This window comes from Streptomyces sp. NPDC059866 (assembly GCF_042731325.1).
GTDB classification, from domain to species: domain Bacteria; phylum Actinomycetota; class Actinomycetes; order Streptomycetales; family Streptomycetaceae; genus Streptomyces; species Streptomyces flavusporus.
In genome coordinates this window covers 1-18,708 of the sequence record NZ_JBHWJT010000034.1, presented here as the reverse complement: position 1 = coordinate 18,708, position 18,708 = coordinate 1, and the positions used below count along the sequence as shown (strand labels likewise).

Sequence of the window (18,708 nt, the reverse complement as noted above, 5' to 3'; positions counted from 1 at the left end):
GCGTACGTCTCTCTCCGAATCGCGGGGGGTCAGGGGCGCAGGGACGCGGCCGCCGGTTCGGGCGTCACGTCGGTCGCGGGGAGCAGGTCGGCGACCGGGCGCTGCAGGCGCTGGTGCAGTACCGGCAGCGCACCGTCGAGGAAGAGCTGCCGCATGAGCGTGCGCTGGGTCTTGCCGCTGGTGGTCTTGCGGGTCACCCCCTGACGCACCAGCACCACGCTCACGCCGGCCAGCTGGAACCGCCGGCTGAGCAACGCCTGGACGGACGCGGCCAGTTGGGGCAGGTCGGTGTCGACGGCGGCGCGGGAGCGCAGTTCCTGCACCACGACCACGTGCGAGCGGCCGTCGGCCCGGCCGGTCACGGTGAACACGGCGCCGCCGCCGCGCCGGAACGCCTCACCCGAGTCCTGGACCGCCTGCTCGATGTCCTGCGGGTAGAGGTTGCGGCCGTGCTGGATGAGCATCTCCTTGATGCGGCCGGTGACGTAGAGCTCCCCGTCGAGCAGGGCGCCGAGGTCGCCGGTGCGGAAGTACCCGCTGCGGCCGTCCGCCGTCTCGGCCCGGAAGGTCTGCGCGGTCAGTTCGGGCCGGTTCCAGTAGCCGGCGGCCACCGACGGGCCGCGCAGCCAGATCTCGCCGACCCGCCCGTCGGGCAGCACCTCCAGGCTCACCGGGTCCACGATCAGCGCCTCGGTGTCCGTCGGCCGGCCGCAGCCCACGAGGGTGCGGCCCGCCCGGTCGCTGCGCGCGGGCCGCAGCTCGTCCCGCTCCAACGCATGGGCGTCGACGGTGAGTTCCAGGTGCGGCGCCTCGGTGTCACCGCTGGAGACCAGCAGGGTGTTCTCGGCCAGCCCGTAGGAGGGCAGCACGACCTCGGGGCGCAGCCCGTTCCCGGCGAAGCGCTGCACGAACGCGCGCAGGGTCCCGGCACGCACCGGCTCGGCCCCGTTCAGCGCCACCCGCAGGCTGGAGAGGTCGAGGCCGGCGGACTGCTCCTCGGTGACACGGCGGACGCACAGGTCGTAGCCGAAGTCGGGGGAGGCGGTGCCCTCCACCCGGTAGTCGTGGATCATGCGCAGCCAGCGGTGGGGCTGTTTGATGAAGGAGACCGGCGACATCTGCACGCTGGTCCCGCCGACCCACAGCGGCTGCAGCGTCATGCCGATCAGCCCCATGTCGTGGTAGAGCGGCAGCCAGCTGCCGGTCACCACGCCGTCCGGGGTGCGCATGGCCGTGCGGATGGCCTCCTCGTTGGCGGCGAGATTGGCGTGCGTGACCATGACGCCCTTGGGCTCGCTGGTGGAGCCGGAGCTGTACTGCAGGAAGGCCACGTCGGTGTCGCGTACCGCGGGCGGGACCCACAGACCGGCGTCCACGCCCGCGTCGTCCTCCGCGCCGGTCGACAGGCACACCACGTCCGGGATTCCGGTGGCGGTCAGCCAGGCGCCGATGGCCTGCCGGTACTCGGGGAGCGTCAGCACCGCCCCCACCTCGGCGTCCCGCAGGATGCTGCTGACCCGGGCCAGCCGTTCGCCGGGCTCGTCGGGCAGCGGCGCCGGGATCGCCGTACGCCCGGCGTAGAAGCAGCCGATGAACGCCGTGACGAAGTCCAGGGTCGGCGGGTAGAGCAGCAGGACCGGACGCGTCGGATCGCCCTTGGCGGCCTCGCGCAGCCGGGTGGCCACCACGCGGGCCCGCCGGTCCAGTTCGGCGTAGTCGATCTCCTCCGGACGCATGTCCGGGCCGTCCTCGTGCAGGTACACGAACGCGGTGCGTTCGGGGTGACGGTGCACGCCGTCGCGTACGGCGTCCGTCAGCGTTCGGTGCTGAAGCTGGTGCGGCACTGGCTGTCCTTTCGCGGTCGGTGACCGGTGCGGGATGAGACCTCCGGGCGGCACCGGGTGCCATCCGTGCGGCCAGGCTTTAGGCGCCGCGAAAAGGCGGCGTAAAGCGAAAATTGGTGCGCACGTCATGGCTGCGGGGTTGGGCGGACGGCAGGCGCACCGGCCGGTACAACGGTGTGTGTACGGAAGGGCACGATCCGTGCCGGCATGCGGTGCCTGCGGAGAGGAGTTCGTCATGGCGCCCATCGGACTGACACCGGGGAACGATGCGTCGGGTGCGGTGCAGGAGGCTGCGCTGAGGGACGGGTTCGTGGTCTGCCACGGCCGGTTGGGCGACTGGGCGCGGGCGGCCGCAGGGCCGTCCGCCCCCGGCCTGCTCGGCGCCGACTGGCCCCGCTATCTGGCGACGCGGGAACCCGCCGCACGGGCGCGGCTGTTGGGTTCCCGGCTGTTGCTGCGCCGCGCGGTGGCTGCCGTGTCCGGCGTGGCACCGGACCGGGTCCGGCTGGGGCGCGACGGGTGGGGCCGGCCGGTGGTGCACGAGCCCGCGGGGCTGGACGCGGGCATCAGCCACACGGCCGGGGTGCTGGTGGTCGGAGTGGCCCTGGGCCGCCGGATCGGCGTGGACGTGGAGGCCCGGCAGCGCCCGCTGCTGGCGCCCGGGCTCGCCGAGCGGTTCTGCCACGCGGAGGAGCTTGCGGAGCTGCGCGAACTGCCCTCCGGTGAGCGCAACGCCCGGCTCGTGCGCCTGTGGACGCTGAAGGAGGCGTACGCGAAGGCGCTCGGCGTGGGCCTCGCGTACGACTTCAGGCTGCTGCGTCCGCGGCCCGAACCCCACGGCGAGGGCTGGGTTCTGGGCCGGATCTCGGCCGAGTGGCGGCTGCGCTGCGACGGTGTCGAGCGGTTCCTCGTCGCCAGTGCGCTGGGACCGCAGGGGCGAGCGCAGCAAACGAGTCAGTGATGTATCGATACACCATTGACTCGATTGACCGTCAGGTCTAGCGTCGAACACACAGCTGGGAAAGGGCAGTCGGCTCACCACCCCATGGAGGTCCGATGCGCAAGCCGCCCCACGCCCGACAGCCGGCGGCCGCACCGGTGCGCACTCCCCGCGGCGGTCGTCAGCGTGACCCCGCCGCCGACCGGGCGATCCTGGACAGCACCCTGGGCCTGCTCGGCGAGGGATGCAGCTTCGGCGACCTGTCCATGGACCTGGTCGCCCAGCGGGCCCGCGTCGCCCGCGCGACCATCTACCGCCGCTGGCGCAACAAGGAAGAGCTGGTGCTGGCCGCGCTGGGCACCCTCGACCTGCCCGTGCCGCAGCTGGACGGACTGACCCTGCGGGACAAGCTGGTGACGCTCGTCGACCAGCTGCGCCATCGCGGCCAGGACACCCAGCTGCACCGGCTGATCGGCAGCCTCCTCGGTGAGGCGGTACGCCGCCCGCACCTGGTCGAACGGTTCGAGGACACCGTCGTCGCGGCGCGGCGCGAGGCCCTGGTCGAGGCCCTGCGGGAGGGCATCGACAGCGGCGAACTGCGCGCCGGCCTCGACCTGGACGACGCCGTCGAGATCCTCACCGGACCGATGGCCGCCCGCCTGATCCTGCGGCAACGCCCCGTGGAATCCGCGGCGTTCGCCGAGTCGATCGTCGACACGTTCCTGAACGGAACCCGCGCGAACCGTGCCGGGCCGGGACCCGGCACGGCACCGGAGCACCTGCCGCCACCGTAAGGAGCCGCTGCCATGAAGTTCCTCTTCGACGACCCAGCCTTCGACTACCAGGCCCTGCGCACCGCCGGTTACGCCGACTACGGCGGTGCGCAGCTCGGCGAGGTCGTCTCGGTCGCCGCCCGGATCCCCGACGGCGACACCGAGGCGTGGCGGAGGGAGTGGGCCCAGCTCGCCGAACGCGTGCACCGCCTGGGCACCACCGCCCTCGACGAGGGCCGCTGCGTCGACGCCCGTGCCGCACTGCTGCGGGCGCACAACTACTACCGCACCGCCGAGTTCTTCCAGCGCGACGACCCACAGGACATGGAGGCCCTGCGGTTGATGCGGCTGTCCCGGGCGACCTTCGCCGACGCCGCCGAACTCATGGAGCGGCCACCGCAGTTCGTCCGCATCCCCTACGAGGACACCTCGCTGCCCGGCTACCTCTACCGGGGGGAGGACACCGGCGAGCCCCGGCCCATGGTCGTCCATCACGGCGGCATCGACTCCACGCTCGAGGAGGGCTGGTTCTTCGTCGCCGCGGCCGCCCTTGCCCGCGGCTACGACTGCCTGTGCTTCGAAGGCCCGGGGCAGGGTTCCGTGCTGCGCGAGCAGGGGCTGGTCTTCCGGCCGGACTGGGAGCAGGTGGTCACCCCGGTCGTGGACTACGCGCAGGACCTGCCCGGTGTGGACCCCGACCGCGTGGTGCTGGTCGGCACCAGCCTCGGGGGGCTGCTCGCCGTGCGGGCCGCAGCGTTCGAGCACCGGCTGGCCGGGTGCGTCGCCCATGACGCCGTCTGGCAGCTGGGCGACGTCGTGGCGTTGCCTCCGTTCGTCCTGGAGTGGGTCGAGCAGGGCTGCGACGACTTCGCCGACCCGGTGATGTGGGGCATCGCCGCCCAGCAGACCTTCACCCGCTGGCTGCTGCGGCAGGCGCTGTGGACCTTCGGCGCGGACACCCCGTCCCAACTGCTGCGTACGCTGCCCGCGTTCGGCCTGTCCGAGGTGATCGGGCAGGTGCGGTGCCCAGTGCTCGTCCTGGACGCGGAGGAGGACATGTTCTTCGCCGGTCTCGAGCACGCGAAGAAGGTGTACACGGGCCTGAACTCGCCCAAGACGCTGTACGTCTTCACCGCGGACGAGGGCGGCGGAGCGCACTGCCACTCCGGCGCCATGCGTCTCTACCACGAACAGCTGTTCACCTGGCTGGGCCGGACCCTCGGGGAGGGCCGGCCGGTAGCGGCGTGACCGGTACGCGAAGCCACAAGCCCGGCCCGTTCCCCGCGGGCCGGGCTGTTTTAATTGAACGGCGACTCATTTGTTTACGGCCAGGGGGTGTCCGAACCGGGCCAGTTTTACTCGGATTAATAAGTGTGTAACGGGTAGGGCCTGGCATCGGTGGACGAGCTGGCATAGGCTTCCCGAGAAAGAAGATACTTTCGAGTAACAGGCGTCCCAGGATCTCGGGACGGACGGGGGAGCCGGTTTTAGTTGAATGCGTTCCACGCATTCGGGGGGTTGCCGTGTCCCTGTTCTCTGCACAAGCCGACCATCCACTGCGCTACGAGCTGCTCGGGCGGCTGCGGGTCACCCGTGGGGGCGTCGATCTGACGCCCGATGCGCCCAAACTCACCAAACTGCTCACCCTGCTCCTGGTCAGGGCAGGTGAGGCGGTGCCCGGAGAGAAACTCGTGGCGGAACTGTGGGAGCAGGGTCCGCCGCGCTGTGCCTTCGCGAGCCTGCGCGTGTACGTCTCGCAGTTGCGGAAAATCCTCTGCGGCCCTCGGGGAACGTCCCCGATCGTCACGACGTCGTCCGGATACATTCTCGACCTGAGTGAGGCCATGACCGATTTCCAGGAATTCGAGCAGCTCTACACCTGTGGCCGGGAACGGTACTCAGTGGCCGATTTCCGGCCGGCCGGCGAACTTCTCCGCCGGGCCCTGTCCCTGTGGCGCGGTCCGGTTCTGGAGGGAGTGCCGAGCTCCCTGGCGATCGAATCCTTCAGGGCCGTCCAGGAAGAGAAACGGCTGAACTGCACCGAACTCGCCGTCGACGCCGCTCTCGCGGTCGGCCGCCATCACGAAGTGATCGAGGAACTCAAGGGCCTCCTCGTCCAGCATCCCCTGCGGGAGCCGTTCTACCGCCAGCTGATGGCCGCGCTGTACCGGGCGGGCCGGCAGGGCGACGCACTCGGCGTCTACCACCACGCCCGCAGGGTGCTCAGAGAGGAACTGGGCGTCGAACCGGGACCACCGCTGCAGCTCGCCCTGGAGGCCATCCTCCGGGCCGACCCGTCACGACTGGAGGCCACCGGGGTGATACCCGCGGCGCGCTGAGGGAGTGCCTGAGACCCACGAGCGAGGCCCGAGCCCGTCATCCGGGTGCGCTCGGAAGGCGCGGCCGGGCCCGGTGTGCGAGATTGCGGACTGAGGGAGGCCGGGGGCGAGTCGCTGTCCCTCACATGTGCTGCTCGGGTACCCCCCCGGCCTCCCTCGCGACGTCCGTACGATCCGGGGGTTCCCTCCATGGCCCTGCACGAGACCAGCCGCCCCCTCGACGACGTGTACGCGCTGCCCATCAGCGCGCGGGCGCTGCCGAAGTACCGGATGCCCGACGACGTGTCCGACGCCCGCGCGGTACGGGCCCTGATCCACGACGAACTGAGCCTGGACGGCAACGCCTCGCAGAACCTCGCGACCTTCTGCACCACCTGGGCGGAGCCGGAGGTGCACGCGCTGATGGACGAGTGCCTCGGCAAGAACATGATCGACAAGGACGAGTACCCGCAGACCGCCGAGATCGAGAGCCGCTGCGTCCATATGCTCGCCGACCTGTGGAACGCCCCGGACGGAGTAACGACCATCGGCTGCTCCACCACCGGCTCCAGCGAGGCCGGCATGCTCGGCGGACTGGCGCTGAAGTGGCGCTGGCGCGAGCGCCGACGGGCCGAGGGCAGGCCCGCCGACCGGCCCAACCTGGTCGCCGGGCCGGTCCAGGTGTGCTGGGAGAAGTTCGCCCGCTACTTCGACGTCGAACTGCGCCAGATCCCGCTGGAACAGGACGCGTTGGGACTGCGCGCCCACCAACTGCGCGAGTACGTCGACGAGAACACCATCGGTGTGGTGGCGAACCTCGGCGTCACCTACACCTGCGTCTACGAGCCGGTCGCCGAGATCGCCGCCGAACTCGACCGCGTCCAGGCCGAGACCGGCCTCGACGTCCCTGTGCACGTGGACGCGGCAAGCGGCGGCTTCGTAGCGCCCTTCCTCCAGCCCGGCCTGGCGTGGGACTTCCGGCTGCCCCGGGTCGCCTCCATCAACGTCTCCGGCCACAAGTACGGCATGGCCCCGCTCGGCGTGGGCTGGGTGGTGTGGCGGTCGGCCGGCCTGCTCCCCGAGGACCTGGTGTTCCGCGTCTCCTACCTCGGCGGTGAGATGCCCACCTTCGCCCTGAACTTCTCCCGCCCCGGCGGCGAAGTCGTCGCCCAGTACTACAACCTGCTGCGCCTGGGCCGCGAGGGCTACACCAAGATCCACACCGCCTGCGCCGCCACCGCCGGGATGCTGGCCGAGCAACTCGCCGGCATGGGCCCCTTCACCGTCCTCTACGACGGCCAGGACGCCCTCCCGGCCGTCACCTGGACCCTCACCGACCCCGCCGCGACGTCCTTCACGCTGTACGACGTCAGCGACCAGCTGCGCCGTCGAGGCTGGCAGGTCCCCGCCTACCCGCTGGCCGCCGGCCGTGAGGACACCGTCGTCCAGCGGGTTCTGGTCCGGCACGGCACCGGGTACGACAAGATCGCACTGTTGGCGGACGACCTGCGCACCGCCGTCGGCCGTCTGTCGCAGGGGCCGACGGCACGCGCGGCGGACTGGCCATGCTTCCACCACTGAGTCAGACGGTGCGGACCTCCTCGATGCGCACCGGCCGGTGCTCCTTCAGGGAGAGCGTGCACGCCTCCGCGATCCACCCCGCCTCCAGCGCGTCCGCGACCGTGCACGGCGAGGGGCGGGAACCCGACACCACCTCGGTGAACGCGGCGAGTTCGGCCCGGTAGGCGGCGGTGAAGCGGTCCATGAAGAAGTCGTGCGGAGTGCCCGCCGGGAAGGTCACGCCCGGCTCGACCGACCGCAGCGGCAGCTTGTCCTCCAGCCCGACGGCGATGGAGTCGTCGAAGCCGTGCAGCTCCATCCGCACGTCGTGCCCCCGGCCGTTGTGACGGCTGTTGGACACCACGGCGATCGTGCCGTCGTCCAGGGTGAGGACCGCGCCGGTGGTGTCGGCGTCCCCCGCCTCCCTGATGTAGTCGGCGCCCCGGTTGCCGCCGACGGCGTACACCTCGCTCACCTCACGGCCCGTCACCCAGCGGATGATGTCGAAGTCGTGCACGGAACAGTCGCGGAAGATGCCACCGGAGGCGGCGATGTACGCGGCCGGCGGCGGCGCCGGGTCCAGCGTCGTCGACCGTACGGTGTGCAGCGTGCCCAGCTCACCGGCCTGCACGGCGGCCCGGGCGGCGACGAACCCGGCGTCGAAGCGCCGGTTGTAGCCGATCTGCACGGGCACGGCACTGCCCTCGACGGCCTTGAGGACCTGCACCCCCTCGCTCATGGTCTTGGCGACGGGCTTCTCGCAGAAGACGGGGACACCGGCCTCGACCCCGGCCAGGATCAGGGCGGGGTGGGCATCCGTCGCCGCCGCGACGACGATGCCGTCCACGCCGGCGGCCAGCAGGGCCTCGGGCGAGTCCGCGACCTCGGCCCCGAACCGCTCGGCGGCGGCCTTGGCCGCTTCCGCGAACGGATCGGCGACGACGAGCGACTCGACGGCGTCGAGTCCGGAGAGGGTCTCGGCGTGGAAGGCGCCGATACGGCCGAGGCCGAGGATTCCGATGCGCATGGGGGTTGCAGCTCCTTGGGGGTCGTACGAGGAGGGGAGGGCTAGTCGAGGCCACCGAGCACGTTCTGGTCCCAGTCGATCACCGAACCGGTCACCACGCCGGAACGGTCCGACAGCAGGAAGACCACGAAGTCGGCGATCTCGTCCGGTTGGCCGAGCTTGCCCATCGGCAGCCGGGCGGCGGCCTGTTCGCGCCAGTCGTCCCCGGCGCCGTGGAAGGTCTTCTGGGTCGCGTCCTCGCCCTCGGTCGCGGTCCAGCCGATGTTCAGGCCGTTGATCCGGATCCGGTCCCAGCGGTGCGCGTGCGCGGCGTTGCGGGTCAGCCCGATGAGCCCGGCCTTGGCGGCGACGTACGGCGCGAGGAACGGCTGTCCGCCGTGTGCGGAGGAGGTGATGATGTTGACGATCGTGCCGGGTGCCCTGCGCGCCACCATGTCGGCGACGGCGGCCTGCATGGTGAAGAACGGTGCTTTGAGGTTGATGGCGATGTGCGCGTCGAACAGCTCCGGCGTGGTGTCCAGCAGCGTGCCCCGGGAGGTCAGGCCCGCGGAGTTGACCAGGCAGTCGATCCGGCCGTACGCGGCCACGACCTGCGCGACGGACGCCTTCGCCTGCTCGGGGTCGGCCAGGTCGGCCCGTACGAACATGGCCTTGCCGCCGGCCGCGACCAGCTCCTCCACCAACGCCTCACCGGGCTCGGCACGCCGGCCGGAGACGGCCACGACCGCGCCCTCCCGGACCGCGGCCCGCGCGATCGCGGCGCCGACGCCCTGACTGCCACCGCCCACCAGGACGACCTTGTCGTCGAGAAGTCCCATGGTTCTGGGGTCCTTTCAGCTCGCGCGCCGTTCGGCGCCGGCCCGCAGTTCGTCCCGCAGCGCCTCGGGTGTCCAGGCCTCGCGCAGCGCCCGCCGTACGACGTCCGCCTGCGCGGGCGGGGCAAGACCGTCGACCGGCGGGTCGCTGTCGAGGTTGGTGGGGAAGGAGTAGCCCTCGGCGCTCGCCGCGATCACGTTCTCCAGCCACCGCTCGCCCTCCGCCCTGCGCTTCAGCAGTACCGGGAAGACGGCGTTCACGATCGCCGCACGGTCCACGGTTTCCATCGCGCGCCCGAAGGCGGAGGACACCTGGAGCAGATTGGCCATCCGCCGCACGTCCGCGGAGCGGTTGGTGCCGGCGGCGTGGAACAGCGCGGGACTGAAGAAGACGGCGTCGCCCTTGGCGAGCGGGAGCTGGACGTGACGGTCCTCGAAGTACGCCTGGAACTCGGGGAGCCGCCACGCCAGATAGCCCGGCTCGTACGTCTGCGAGTACGGCAGGTACATCGTCGGGCCGGTCTCGACCGGCATGTCGCAGTGCGCGACCGCGCCCTGAAGGGTGAGCGCGGGGGAGAGCCGGTGGACGTGCGCCGGGTACGCGGCCGCCGTCTCGCTGGAGAGGAAGCCCAGGTGGTAGTCACGGTGGGCGGTCTGGGCCGCGCCGCCCGGGTTGACCACGTTGACCTGCGAGGTGATCTGGTAGCCGGGGCCGAGCCAGGCCGCCGAGACGAGGGCCAGGACATCGTTGGCGTAGTAGTCGGCGAACGCCTCGGGGTCGGACAGGGCCGCCTTCTCCAGCGCGTTCCACACCCGGTCGTTGGCGCCCGGCCTGGCGAAGTGGTCACCGGCGGTCGCGCCCGAGGCGTGCTGCTCGGCGATCAGGGCGTCGAAGACGTCCGTGATCCCGTCGACGATCGCCGGATCCGGGAACGCCCCCCGGAAGACCACGATGCCCGGGCCCTCGGCGAGCGCGCGCACCAGCTCGGCCTGGAGGTCCCGGCGGCTCCCCGGCAGCCGGTCGCTCTCGTACACCAGGACGTTCCGCTCCACGGACGCGGCGCAGGGGTAGTCGGCGACATCGGTCTTCCGCTCGACCAGCGCGCGGAAGGCGTCGAGAGCGCAGTCCCGCTCGGACAGCCAGGAAGTGAAGGACATCCTCGTCCTTTCGGTGACAGGGGCGACGCAGCGCTGTCATTCTTGTCAGCACAAACCCCTCGAACAACCAGCAGCGAGCCATCAAAAAGCCCTCAAGGAGCCGACCGTATGGGCCACCCCTTCCCGATCCGGGAGATCGCACGGCAGGCGGGCCTCAGCGAGGCCACCGTCGACCGGGTCCTCAACGGCCGGGGCGGGGTGCGGGAGAGCACCGCCCGTGAGGTCCGGCAGGCCATCGCCGACCTGGACCGGCAGCGCACCCAGGTCCGGCTCGTCGGCCGCACCTTCATGGTCGACATCGTGATGCAGGCGCCCGAGCGGTTCACCACCGCCGTACGCGCCGCCCTGGAGGCCGAACTGCCGTCCCTGCACCCGGCGGTGCTGCGCTCCCGCTTCCACTTCCGGGAGACCGGCCCGGTGGGTGAGCTGGTCGCGACGCTGGACCGCATCGCCCGGCGCGGCTCGCAGGGCGTGATCCTCAAGGCGCCCGACGTCCCCGAGGTCACTGCCGCCGTCGGCCGGCTGGTGGCCGCAGGCATACCGGTCGTCACCCTGGCCACCGACCTGCCCGCCAGTGCACGCCTCGGCTATGTCGGCATCGACAACCGGGCGGCGGGCGCGACGGCCGCGTACCTCATGGGGCAGTGGCTCGGCGACCGGCCCGCCCATGTGCTCACCAGCCTCAGCAGCGGCTTCTTCCGCAACGAGGAGGAGCGCGAGATGGGCTTCCGCGCCGCGATGCGCGCCCGGCATCCGGGCCGCACGCTCGTCGAGATCGCCGAGGGCCAGGGCCTGGACGCCACGCAGTACGACCTGGTGCGCGCCGCACTGGAACGCGACCCGGACCTCCGCGCGGTCTACTCGATCGGCGGCGGCAACATCGCCACCCTCCGGGCCTTCGAGGACCTCGGCCGCGAGTGCGCCGTCTTCGTCGCGCACGACCTCGACCGCGACAACACCCGGCTGCTGCGCGAGCACCGTCTGTCCGCCGTACTCCACCACGATCTGCGCCAGGACGTGCGGGAGGCCTGCCACATCGTGATGCGCGCCCAGGGCGCCCTGCCGCCCGCCGGACCGACCCTGCCCTCCGCGATCCAGGTGGTCACGCCCTACAACATGCCACCGCAGGCGACGGCCGTGTGACCCACGGCGGCGTTCGGGCCCGTGGCCCGGGCGTGTATCCCCGCTCGGCGGGCCCCGGCTCCCTACCGTCGTGCGCATGTGGAAATCCATCCCGGACGGCGGGCCCGAGCGGTTGGTGGCCCTCGCCGACGGCGTGTTCGCCATCGCCGTCACCCTGCTCGTCCTGGATCTCACCGTGCCGCGGGAGCTCGACTCCCCGCAGTACCACGAGGCTCTGCGCGAGCTCCTCCCCGACCTCGGGGCCTACGCGCTCAGCGTGGCGGTGCTCGGCAGCTTCTGGCGCGACCACCGCCGGATCTTCCGCGCCGTCCGGCAGATCGACGGACAGGTCATCGCACTGGCCGTGCTCGGCCTGGGCGTTGCGGCACTGCTGCCCTTCCCCACCAGGCTGATCTCCGACTACGGTGACGAACCCGTCTCGGTCGCCATCTACGCGGCGGCGGTCGCCGCACTCGGTGCCACCCACCTCGCGCTGGTCGTTCTCCTGGCTCGACGCCCTTGGCTGCACGGCGAGGAGCCTTCGGGGGTGGGCACCGCGCTGGACGTCCTGGACGGCGCCACGACGGTGGTGATCTTCCTCCTCACCATCCCGCTGGCTCTGCTGACCGGGTCCGCGGCCGTGTGGTGGTGGCTCGTCCTGATCCCGGTCAAGACCGCGATCGGCCGACGGGCCCGCAAGGCGCGCTGACCGCTCACCGTCACGCCTGTGCGTCCACGGCGATCCAGGCGCCGCTCACCGTCACGCCTGCGCGTCCACGGCGACCCAGGCGCCGCTCTCCGCGGACCGCGCCATCGCGTCCAGTACGGCCGCGCTGTGCACCGCGTCCGACAGCGTGGCGCCGTGCGGGGTGCCCTCGGCGATCGAGCGCAGGAAGCGGTACGCCTCGATGACCTTCAGGTCGTCGTAGCCCATGGCGTTGGCGGCGCCCGGCTGGAAGGCGGCGAACTCACCGTGTCCGGGGCCGACGTACACGGTGCTGACGGGCTGGTCCTGGTAGGTCGTGCCGCGGCTGATCCGCAGCTCGTTCATGCGGCGGAAGTCCCAGAACACCGCGCCCCTGGTGCCGTGCACCTCGAAGCCGTAGTTGTTCTGCTCGCCGACCGAGACCCGGCAGGCCTCCAGGACACCGCGGGCGCCCGAGGCGAAGCGGAGCAGACAGTCGACGTAGTCCTCGTTCTCGACCGGGCCGAGCTCACCGCCCACGGCGCGGGAGTGGCCCGCGGTGGCGCCGGTGGGACGGGCCCGCTCCGGGACGAAGACCGCCGTGTCGGCGGTGAGCGACGCGATGTCGCCGAGCAGGAAACGGGCCAGGTCCGCGCCGTGCGAGGCCAGGTCGCCCAGCACTCCGCTGCCGCCGCGCTCCCGCTCGTACCGCCAGGTCAGGGCGCCCTCGGGATGCGCCGCGTAGTCGCTGAACAGCCGGATGCGGACATGCGTGACCGTGCCGATCTCGCCGGTGGCGATCAGCTCCCGGGCGGCCTCCACGGCGGGTGCGTTGCGGTAGTTGAAGCCGACCGCGCCCTGGACGCCGGCCTTGGCGACCGCGTCGGCGACCGCGCGGGCGTCCTCGGCGGTCAGGCCGACCGGCTTCTCGATCCAGATGTGCTTGCCGGCCTCGGCCATCGCCACGCCGATCTCACGGTGCAGGAAGTTCGGCGCCGTGATGCTGACCGCTCGCACGCGCGGGTCGGCGGCCACCTCGCGCCAGTCGCGGGTCGCCGAGACGAACCCGAACTGCTCGGCGGCCTGCTCGGCGCGGCCGGGCACCTCCTCGGCGACGGTCACGAGGCGCGGGCGGAGGGGCAGTTGGGGGTAGTGGTGGGGGAGGCGGGCGTACGCCTGGGTGTGCACCCGGCCCATCCAGCCGAATCCGATGACGGCGACACCGAACGCATCCACCATGACAGCCCCTCTTTGGACCGGTCCACATTCTGTCCAGGCCACCCTGAGTGGGTCTTCCGCAAGGTGTCAACCCCTTTGACAACCCGCCGCGTCGCATGGAACGGTCCATCCCATGCGACCGCCGACCATCCGTGACGTGGCCGAACACGCCGGCGTCTCCAAGTCACTGGTCTCGCTGGTGCTGCGCGGCTCCGGCCAGGTACGGCCCGAGAAGCGGGAGGCCGTGCTGCGGGCCGTGCGCGAGCTGGGCTACCGGCCGAACGCCGCCGCCCGCAGCCTCAGCGAACAGCGCACGCGCACGGTCGGCGTCCTCCTCAACGACCTCCGCAACCCGTGGTTCGTCGATCTCCTCGACGGCCTGAACTCCCTCCTCCACGACAACGGCCTGCACATGCTGCTCGCCGACGCCCGCCTCAACCGCCGTACGGGACACGACCTCACCGGCCCCTTCCTGGACCTGCGGGTCGACGGGCTGATCGTGGTCGGAACCCTGCCCGACCCGGCGGCGCTCGGCACGGTCGCCGACCGCATCCCGCTCGTCGTCGCCGGCGCCCGCGAACCCGTACCGAGCGGCGTCGACGTCGTCGCCGGCGATGACGAGCGGGGCACACGGCTGGTCACCGAGCACCTCGTCGGGCTCGGCCACCGCCGTATCGCGCACATCGCGGGCTACGGCGCGGTCGGCGAACTGCGGCGCCGCAGCTTCGAGTCGACGATGCGGGAGCACGGGCTCGCGGACGGCGCGGTCGTCGAAGCCTGCGACATGACGGAGGAGGGCGGCCACCGCGCCGCGGTCCGGCTGCTCGGCCGCCCGGACCGGCCCACCGCCGTCCTCGCCGTCAACGACATCGCCGCCGTCGGCGCCCTGTCGGCGGCCGAGGCGCTGGGCCTGCGGGTCCCGGACGACCTGTCGGTCACCGGCTACGACAACACGAGCATCTCCCGGCTGCGGCACCTGTGGCTCACCACCGTCGACAACGCCGGCCACGAGGTCGGCCGCCGCGCCGCCCGCTGCCTGCTCGACCGCTTCGAGGGACGCGAAGGGCAGGGCAGGGTGCACCTCGCCACGCCGACGCTGGAGATCCGCGGCACCACGGCCGCCGTCCGAGGGTGACGTCGCGGCCGCCCTCACTCGCGCCGGGTGACGAGGCTGAGCGCGTTCGCCGTGACGACCGCCCCGATGCCGGCCCACTCCCAGCTCCCCAGGCCCTGACCGAGGACGGCCCAGCCGACCAGCGCGGCGAGGACCGGGTTGACGCTCATGAAGAGCCCGAACACCTGGGCGGGGACGTGGCGCAGCGTCAGCAGGTCGGCGAGATAGGGCACGGCCGAGGACAGGACACCCGCCGCCACCGCCCAGGCGACCGACTCGGCGGTGGGCGGGCGCTGTACGGCGACCAGGATGCCCACCGGCAGGAACAGCACGGCCGAGACGCCCGCCGCTGCCGCCGCCCCCTGCGCGCCGGGGACGCGTCGGCCGACGGTGCGGTTGAGGAGGATGTACGACGCCCAGCACACGGCCGCCAGCAGGGCGAGGCCCATCCCCACGTAGTCGGCGGAGGGCCGCGGACGCATCAGGGTGACCACGCCCGCCGCGGCGATCACCGCACAGCAGGCGTCCAGGTGACGCCGGGCGGCGGCCAGGGCGATGCCCAGCGGGCCGAGGAACTCCAGCGTCACCGCCAGCCCGAGACCGATCCGGTCGACGGCGGTGTACAGACTGAGGTTCATGGTGCCGAACACCACGGCCAGCAGCAGCACCGGCCACCACTGAGGCCAGGTGAAGTCCCGCAGCCGCGGGCGGCCCACGGCCAGCAGGACGGCGGCGGCGACGTACTGCCGGACCGCGACGACCCCGACCGGGCCGATGACGGGGAAGGCCAGGGCACCGACGGCGGCACCCGTCTGGTTGGACAGGCCGCTGGCGACCATCGTGACCACGCCGGTCCAACCCCTGGCGGGCGACTGCGGGTTGGGAAGACGCGTGGGCACGGCGCGGCGTGCGGGAGCTGCTCGCATGCCCGCGATGGTGCAGCCGTACGGCCCTTGCGCAAAATGCAACCTCCGATCCATCCATACGCTGGAGTCATGGATGCGGATGTGGAGCTACGCCAACTGCGCTGCCTCGTCGCGATCGTGGACGAGGGCACCTTCACCGACGCCGCGACAGCGCTCGGCGTCTCCCAGGCCGCCGTGTCGCGCACTCTGGCCTCCCTCGAACGTGCCCTCGGCGTACGGCTGCTCAGGCGCACCTCGCGTCAGGTGACGCCGACGGCGACCGGACTGCGGGTCCTGGCGCACGCCCGGCGGGTGCTCGTAGAGGTGGACCACCTGGTCCGGGAGGCCACCGCCGGGCACATCCAGGTGCGGGTCGGCTACGCCTGGGCGGCACTCGGCCGGCACACACTCCCCTTCCAGCGCCGGTGGGGCGCCGCCCACCCGGAGACCGAACTGCACCTGGTGCGGGTCAACTCGCCCACCGCGGGCCTGCTGGAGGGGATGTGCGATCTGGCGGTGGTGCGCAGGGCGCCGGACGACCGGCGCCTCGACTCCGCCATCGTCGGCCTGGAACGGCGGCTGTGCGCCCTGGCCGCCGACGATCCGCTGGCCCGGCGTCGCTCCGTCCGGCTCGCCGATCTCAGCGGGCGCACGCTCCTCGTCGACCGTCGCACCGGCACCACGACAGTGGACCTGTGGCCCCCCGACTCCCGCCCGGCCACCGAGGAGACCCACGATGTCGACGACTGGCTCACCGTGATCGCCACGGGCCGGTGCATCGGGCTGACCGCGGAGTCCACCGCCCACCAGTACCGGCGCCCCGGCGTCGTCTACCGGCCGGTGCGCGACGCCGAACCGGTCGCCGTACGGCTGATCTGGTGGCGCGACGACCCGCACCCCGCCACCCAGGCCGTGATCGAACTGCTCGTCGCGCTGTACCGGCCCGGCTGAGCCTGGGCACGGCCACGCAGGCCGAACAGTTCGCGCTCACGCGGCTGCTCGGTACGGCGATGGCCGTGGAGACAGCCGCCGCACAGGGGACGGCGGCTGTCCCGCGGTGACGGCCCCAGGGGCGCCCGGTGCGGCGGGCGCCCCGACGTGGGCCGGCACGGTGCTCATGCGGGGGCCAGCTCCGCCGCCCCGAACGACACGTCGAACCGGTCGCACCAGATGCTCACGCTCGTGAACGCGGCCGGGTCCACGCCGGCGGGTACGGCGTAGTTCTGGTCGCCCCTGTTTCCCTTGAGCTGCCCCAGGCTTTCGTACGCGCCGTCGTCGAACACATGCCAGCCTGCCCGGCCCTCCTTCACCGGCGCGTCCGTCAGCCACACCCGCAGATCCGGGCCGTTGCTGGTGTCGAGGTCCTCCAGGCGCAGCACGTGGGAGCCGTCCGCAAGCCGCAGCAGGGTCACCGTGCCGGACGTGGCGTGCTCGTGACTGATCAGCTCGCCGCGCGCCACCGTCACCGGGCCTGCCGGTTCCGGCGATGCCGAGGTGCTCGGCGCGGGCGCCGGTGTGCCGGTTGCCGCGGGCAGCGCCTCCTGCACGGTCTCGTCCTGCCACAGCTTCCACGGCTGGAACCAGTACAGCCCCGCCCCGACCAGCGCCACGGCCGGCACCAGCGCCACCAAGAACACCCTGCCCATACGCCCCACGGCGTCTCCTCCCGTTCCGTTCTCCGGAAGATCCATTCAAGACGTGCGCACGGCCGGACCGCCACGGTCAGGAGATGACGGAACCCTTACGGCGCGCCCGACGATGTCACACTCCCGGCCGCCCACGCCCTCACAACTGGCGGAAACCCACACGCACGAGGGGAAAACCAGTGAACATCGTCATCTTCGGCGCGAACGGCCCCACCGGCCGGCAGACCACCCGACAGGCCCTCGCCGCAGGACACTCGGTCACTGCCGTCACCCGCCGCCCCGACGCCTTCCCGGTCTCCGGCCCCCGGCTGCGCGTCGTCGGCGCGGACGTACTCGATCCGGCGGCGGTCGAACCCGCCGTGGCCGGACAGGACGCGGTGATCTCGGCACTCGGCGTGCCGTACGGCCGCCGTCCCGTCACGGTGTACTCCGCCGGTATCACCCACATCACGCAGGCCATGACCAAGCACGACGTGCGACGCCTGGTGGCCGTGACCTCGACCGTCCTCTTCGACACGGCGGCACCCGGTGAAGGGTTCCTCTTCCGCAGGCTGCTGGAACCGGCGGTCGTGCGCTTCCTCGGCCGCACGGTCTACGACGACATGCGCCGCATGGAGGACGTCGTACGCGAGTCCGACCACGCGTGGACGGTCATCCGCCCCGGCGGCCTGTTCGACACGGAGACGGTCAGCGACTACCAGGTCGGCACGGTACGGCTGCCCGGCCGGTACACCGCCCGCGCCGACCTCGCCCACGCGCTGCTGCACCACGCGGTCGAGGACCGCCACGTGCGCGCCTACGTCGACGTACGCACGACGCAGGGCACCCCCACGTTCCTGGACCTGCTGCGCAAGGAGGTGGTGGGCAGGTAGTGATGTCCTCAGCGCGCGGCGCGCACGCCGTCCAGCGCGACGGACAGGACGCGGTCGCGCTGGGCGTCGTCGACGAAGTTCGTCGAGGTGATGCCCGCGACCATGCGCACCAGGTCGCCGAAGTCCATGTCCGTGCGCGCCACCCCGGCCTGCTGCGCCCGCTCGAACAGCGGGGTGCCGGCCGCGTACATCGACTCCCGGCAGGCCAGGAAGATGTCCGACTCGTCGTTGAGTGCCTCGCGGACCGCCCGCTTGGTCACCAGGTAGCCGGTGAACCGGTGCAGCCAGGCCGTGAGCGCCTCCCACGGTTCCTGGTCCGCGACCTCCTGGGCGACCTGGCACAGGTCGTTCACCTCGCCCGCGTACACGCTCTCGAACAGATGCCGACGGGTCGGGAAGTTCCGGTACAGCGTGCCGATGCCGACGCCCGCGCGACGGGCGATGTCCTCCAGGGAGGCGTCCGCGCCGTGCTCGGCGAACGCCTCGCGCGCGGCGGCCAGCAGGGCGTCGTAGTTGCGGGCGGCGTCCTTCCGGTGCGGCCGCCGGGACGCCACGATCTCGCTCACGGGAAACGTCTGGGCCGTCATTGCTGCCTCCCTGGGGCCGGACGGAATTGAACCGGAGGTGAGCCTCCGCTACAGTGGAGGGGTACCTCCACTTTAGCAGTGGGGTGCCGTCGCGCCGTGGATGCGTGCGGCCGCACGCATCCAC

At 72.1% G+C, this 18,708-nt stretch carries 18 protein-coding genes; 10 read left to right on the top strand and 8 right to left on the bottom strand.

Annotated elements, in window-relative coordinates; all coding sequences use genetic code 11:
- Positions 1-29: 29 nt before the first annotated feature.
- Positions 30-1,844 (bottom strand): fatty acyl-AMP ligase, encoded by a 1,815-nt coding sequence (locus tag ACFV7R_RS37365; RefSeq protein ID WP_385272083.1) that lies wholly within the window; start codon positions 1,842-1,844, stop codon positions 30-32.
- 235 nt (positions 1,845-2,079) lie between these two features.
- Between ACFV7R_RS37365 and ACFV7R_RS37360 the strand changes: the two genes are divergently transcribed.
- The 5 genes from ACFV7R_RS37360 to ACFV7R_RS37340 all read left to right on the top strand — a co-directional run bounded on the left by ACFV7R_RS37360 (position 2,080) and on the right by ACFV7R_RS37340 (position 7,456).
- Positions 2,080-2,805, top strand: coding sequence for a 4'-phosphopantetheinyl transferase family protein (locus tag ACFV7R_RS37360; RefSeq protein ID WP_385272080.1), 726 nt, complete (start codon positions 2,080-2,082; stop codon positions 2,803-2,805).
- A gap of 95 nt (positions 2,806-2,900) precedes the next feature.
- A complete protein-coding gene (locus ACFV7R_RS37355; protein WP_385272077.1) occupies positions 2,901-3,578 on the top strand; it encodes a TetR/AcrR family transcriptional regulator in 678 nt (225 codons plus the stop codon).
- A 12-nt stretch (positions 3,579-3,590) separates the two neighbouring features.
- Positions 3,591-4,805, top strand: coding sequence for an alpha/beta hydrolase family protein (locus ACFV7R_RS37350; protein ID WP_385272074.1), 1,215 nt, complete (start codon positions 3,591-3,593; stop codon positions 4,803-4,805).
- 275 nt (positions 4,806-5,080) lie between these two features.
- Entirely contained in the window at positions 5,081-5,896 is an 816-nt protein-coding gene (locus ACFV7R_RS37345) for a BTAD domain-containing putative transcriptional regulator (RefSeq protein WP_385272071.1), read from the top strand.
- Between the two features lie 189 nt (positions 5,897-6,085).
- Positions 6,086-7,456 carry a glutamate decarboxylase gene (locus ACFV7R_RS37340; protein ID WP_385272068.1) on the top strand — a complete coding sequence of 457 codons (1,371 nt, stop codon included), beginning with the start codon at positions 6,086-6,088 and terminating at the stop codon, positions 7,454-7,456.
- A 1-nt stretch (position 7,457) separates the two neighbouring features.
- On the opposite strand, the gene ACFV7R_RS37335 is transcribed toward ACFV7R_RS37340, so the two are convergent.
- The 3 genes from ACFV7R_RS37335 to ACFV7R_RS37325 are packed head-to-tail and all read right to left on the bottom strand — an operon-like array spanning position 7,458 to position 10,435.
- Positions 7,458-8,462, bottom strand: a complete 1,005-nt coding sequence (locus ACFV7R_RS37335; RefSeq protein ID WP_385272065.1) for a Gfo/Idh/MocA family oxidoreductase — start codon at positions 8,460-8,462, stop codon at positions 7,458-7,460.
- A gap of 41 nt (positions 8,463-8,503) precedes the next feature.
- On the bottom strand, positions 8,504-9,280 hold the full coding sequence (locus ACFV7R_RS37330) for an SDR family oxidoreductase (RefSeq protein WP_385272062.1): 777 nt from the start codon (positions 9,278-9,280) through the stop codon (positions 8,504-8,506).
- A gap of 15 nt (positions 9,281-9,295) precedes the next feature.
- The gene (locus ACFV7R_RS37325; RefSeq protein WP_385272059.1) at positions 9,296-10,435 is read right to left on the bottom strand and encodes a phytanoyl-CoA dioxygenase family protein; all 1,140 of its coding nucleotides are present in this window, start codon (positions 10,433-10,435) and stop codon (positions 9,296-9,298) included.
- Positions 10,436-10,543: 108 nt separating this feature from the next.
- Here ACFV7R_RS37325 and ACFV7R_RS37320 point away from each other — a divergent pair, with 108 nt between their 5' ends.
- A complete protein-coding gene (locus tag ACFV7R_RS37320; protein ID WP_385272057.1) occupies positions 10,544-11,578 on the top strand; it encodes a LacI family DNA-binding transcriptional regulator in 1,035 nt (344 codons plus the stop codon).
- Between the two features lie 76 nt (positions 11,579-11,654).
- Positions 11,655-12,266 (top strand): TMEM175 family protein, encoded by a 612-nt coding sequence (locus tag ACFV7R_RS37315; protein ID WP_385272054.1) that lies wholly within the window; start codon positions 11,655-11,657, stop codon positions 12,264-12,266.
- 51 nt (positions 12,267-12,317) lie between these two features.
- On the opposite strand, the gene ACFV7R_RS37310 is transcribed toward ACFV7R_RS37315, so the two are convergent.
- A complete protein-coding gene (locus ACFV7R_RS37310; protein ID WP_385272051.1) occupies positions 12,318-13,481 on the bottom strand; it encodes a Gfo/Idh/MocA family protein in 1,164 nt (387 codons plus the stop codon).
- Between the two features lie 112 nt (positions 13,482-13,593).
- Here ACFV7R_RS37310 and ACFV7R_RS37305 point away from each other — a divergent pair, with 112 nt between their 5' ends.
- Positions 13,594-14,595, top strand: coding sequence for a LacI family DNA-binding transcriptional regulator (locus tag ACFV7R_RS37305; RefSeq protein ID WP_385272049.1), 1,002 nt, complete (start codon positions 13,594-13,596; stop codon positions 14,593-14,595).
- A gap of 14 nt (positions 14,596-14,609) precedes the next feature.
- Here the strand turns inward: ACFV7R_RS37305 and ACFV7R_RS37300 are convergent, their stop codons facing one another.
- Positions 14,610-15,500, bottom strand: coding sequence for a DMT family transporter (locus tag ACFV7R_RS37300; RefSeq protein ID WP_385272046.1), 891 nt, complete (start codon positions 15,498-15,500; stop codon positions 14,610-14,612).
- A gap of 69 nt (positions 15,501-15,569) precedes the next feature.
- Between ACFV7R_RS37300 and ACFV7R_RS37295 the strand changes: the two genes are divergently transcribed.
- Positions 15,570-16,430 (top strand): LysR family transcriptional regulator, encoded by an 861-nt coding sequence (locus tag ACFV7R_RS37295; protein WP_385272043.1) that lies wholly within the window; start codon positions 15,570-15,572, stop codon positions 16,428-16,430.
- 164 nt (positions 16,431-16,594) lie between these two features.
- Here the strand turns inward: ACFV7R_RS37295 and ACFV7R_RS37290 are convergent, their stop codons facing one another.
- Positions 16,595-17,125: a DM13 domain-containing protein gene (locus tag ACFV7R_RS37290; protein ID WP_385272040.1), complete on the bottom strand. Its 531-nt coding sequence runs from the start codon at positions 17,123-17,125 to the stop codon at positions 16,595-16,597.
- A gap of 179 nt (positions 17,126-17,304) precedes the next feature.
- On the opposite strand from ACFV7R_RS37290, the gene ACFV7R_RS37285 reads away from it, so the two are divergent.
- Positions 17,305-17,997, top strand: coding sequence for an NAD(P)-dependent oxidoreductase (locus ACFV7R_RS37285; protein ID WP_385272037.1), 693 nt, complete (start codon positions 17,305-17,307; stop codon positions 17,995-17,997).
- A gap of 8 nt (positions 17,998-18,005) precedes the next feature.
- Here the strand turns inward: ACFV7R_RS37285 and ACFV7R_RS37280 are convergent, their stop codons facing one another.
- The gene (locus ACFV7R_RS37280; RefSeq protein ID WP_385272034.1) at positions 18,006-18,584 is read right to left on the bottom strand and encodes a TetR/AcrR family transcriptional regulator; all 579 of its coding nucleotides are present in this window, start codon (positions 18,582-18,584) and stop codon (positions 18,006-18,008) included.
- Positions 18,585-18,708 lie beyond the last annotated feature (124 nt).

Bases quoted from the DNA above. Each gene is read 5' to 3' on its own strand.
- ACFV7R_RS37280 (WP_385272034.1), bottom strand. From the start codon at position 18,584: ATGACGGCCCAGACGTTTCCCGTGAGCGAGATCGTGGCGTCCCGGCGG.
- ACFV7R_RS37350 (WP_385272074.1), top strand. From the start codon at position 3,591: ATGAAGTTCCTCTTCGACGACCCAGCCTTCGACTACCAGGCCCTGCGC.
- ACFV7R_RS37295 (WP_385272043.1), top strand. From the start codon at position 15,570: ATGGATGCGGATGTGGAGCTACGCCAACTGCGCTGCCTCGTCGCGATC.
- ACFV7R_RS37355 (WP_385272077.1), top strand. From the start codon at position 2,901: ATGCGCAAGCCGCCCCACGCCCGACAGCCGGCGGCCGCACCGGTGCGC.
- ACFV7R_RS37315 (WP_385272054.1), top strand. From the start codon at position 11,655: ATGTGGAAATCCATCCCGGACGGCGGGCCCGAGCGGTTGGTGGCCCTC.
- ACFV7R_RS37360 (WP_385272080.1), top strand. From the start codon at position 2,080: ATGGCGCCCATCGGACTGACACCGGGGAACGATGCGTCGGGTGCGGTG.
- ACFV7R_RS37325 (WP_385272059.1), bottom strand. From the start codon at position 10,435: ATGTCCTTCACTTCCTGGCTGTCCGAGCGGGACTGCGCTCTCGACGCC.
- ACFV7R_RS37335 (WP_385272065.1), bottom strand. From the start codon at position 8,462: ATGCGCATCGGAATCCTCGGCCTCGGCCGTATCGGCGCCTTCCACGCC.
- ACFV7R_RS37300 (WP_385272046.1), bottom strand. From the start codon at position 15,500: ATGCGAGCAGCTCCCGCACGCCGCGCCGTGCCCACGCGTCTTCCCAAC.
- ACFV7R_RS37310 (WP_385272051.1), bottom strand. From the start codon at position 13,481: ATGGTGGATGCGTTCGGTGTCGCCGTCATCGGATTCGGCTGGATGGGC.
- ACFV7R_RS37290 (WP_385272040.1), bottom strand. From the start codon at position 17,125: ATGGGCAGGGTGTTCTTGGTGGCGCTGGTGCCGGCCGTGGCGCTGGTC.
- ACFV7R_RS37330 (WP_385272062.1), bottom strand. From the start codon at position 9,280: ATGGGACTTCTCGACGACAAGGTCGTCCTGGTGGGCGGTGGCAGTCAG.
- ACFV7R_RS37305 (WP_385272049.1), top strand. From the start codon at position 13,594: ATGCGACCGCCGACCATCCGTGACGTGGCCGAACACGCCGGCGTCTCC.
- ACFV7R_RS37340 (WP_385272068.1), top strand. From the start codon at position 6,086: ATGGCCCTGCACGAGACCAGCCGCCCCCTCGACGACGTGTACGCGCTG.
- ACFV7R_RS37320 (WP_385272057.1), top strand. From the start codon at position 10,544: ATGGGCCACCCCTTCCCGATCCGGGAGATCGCACGGCAGGCGGGCCTC.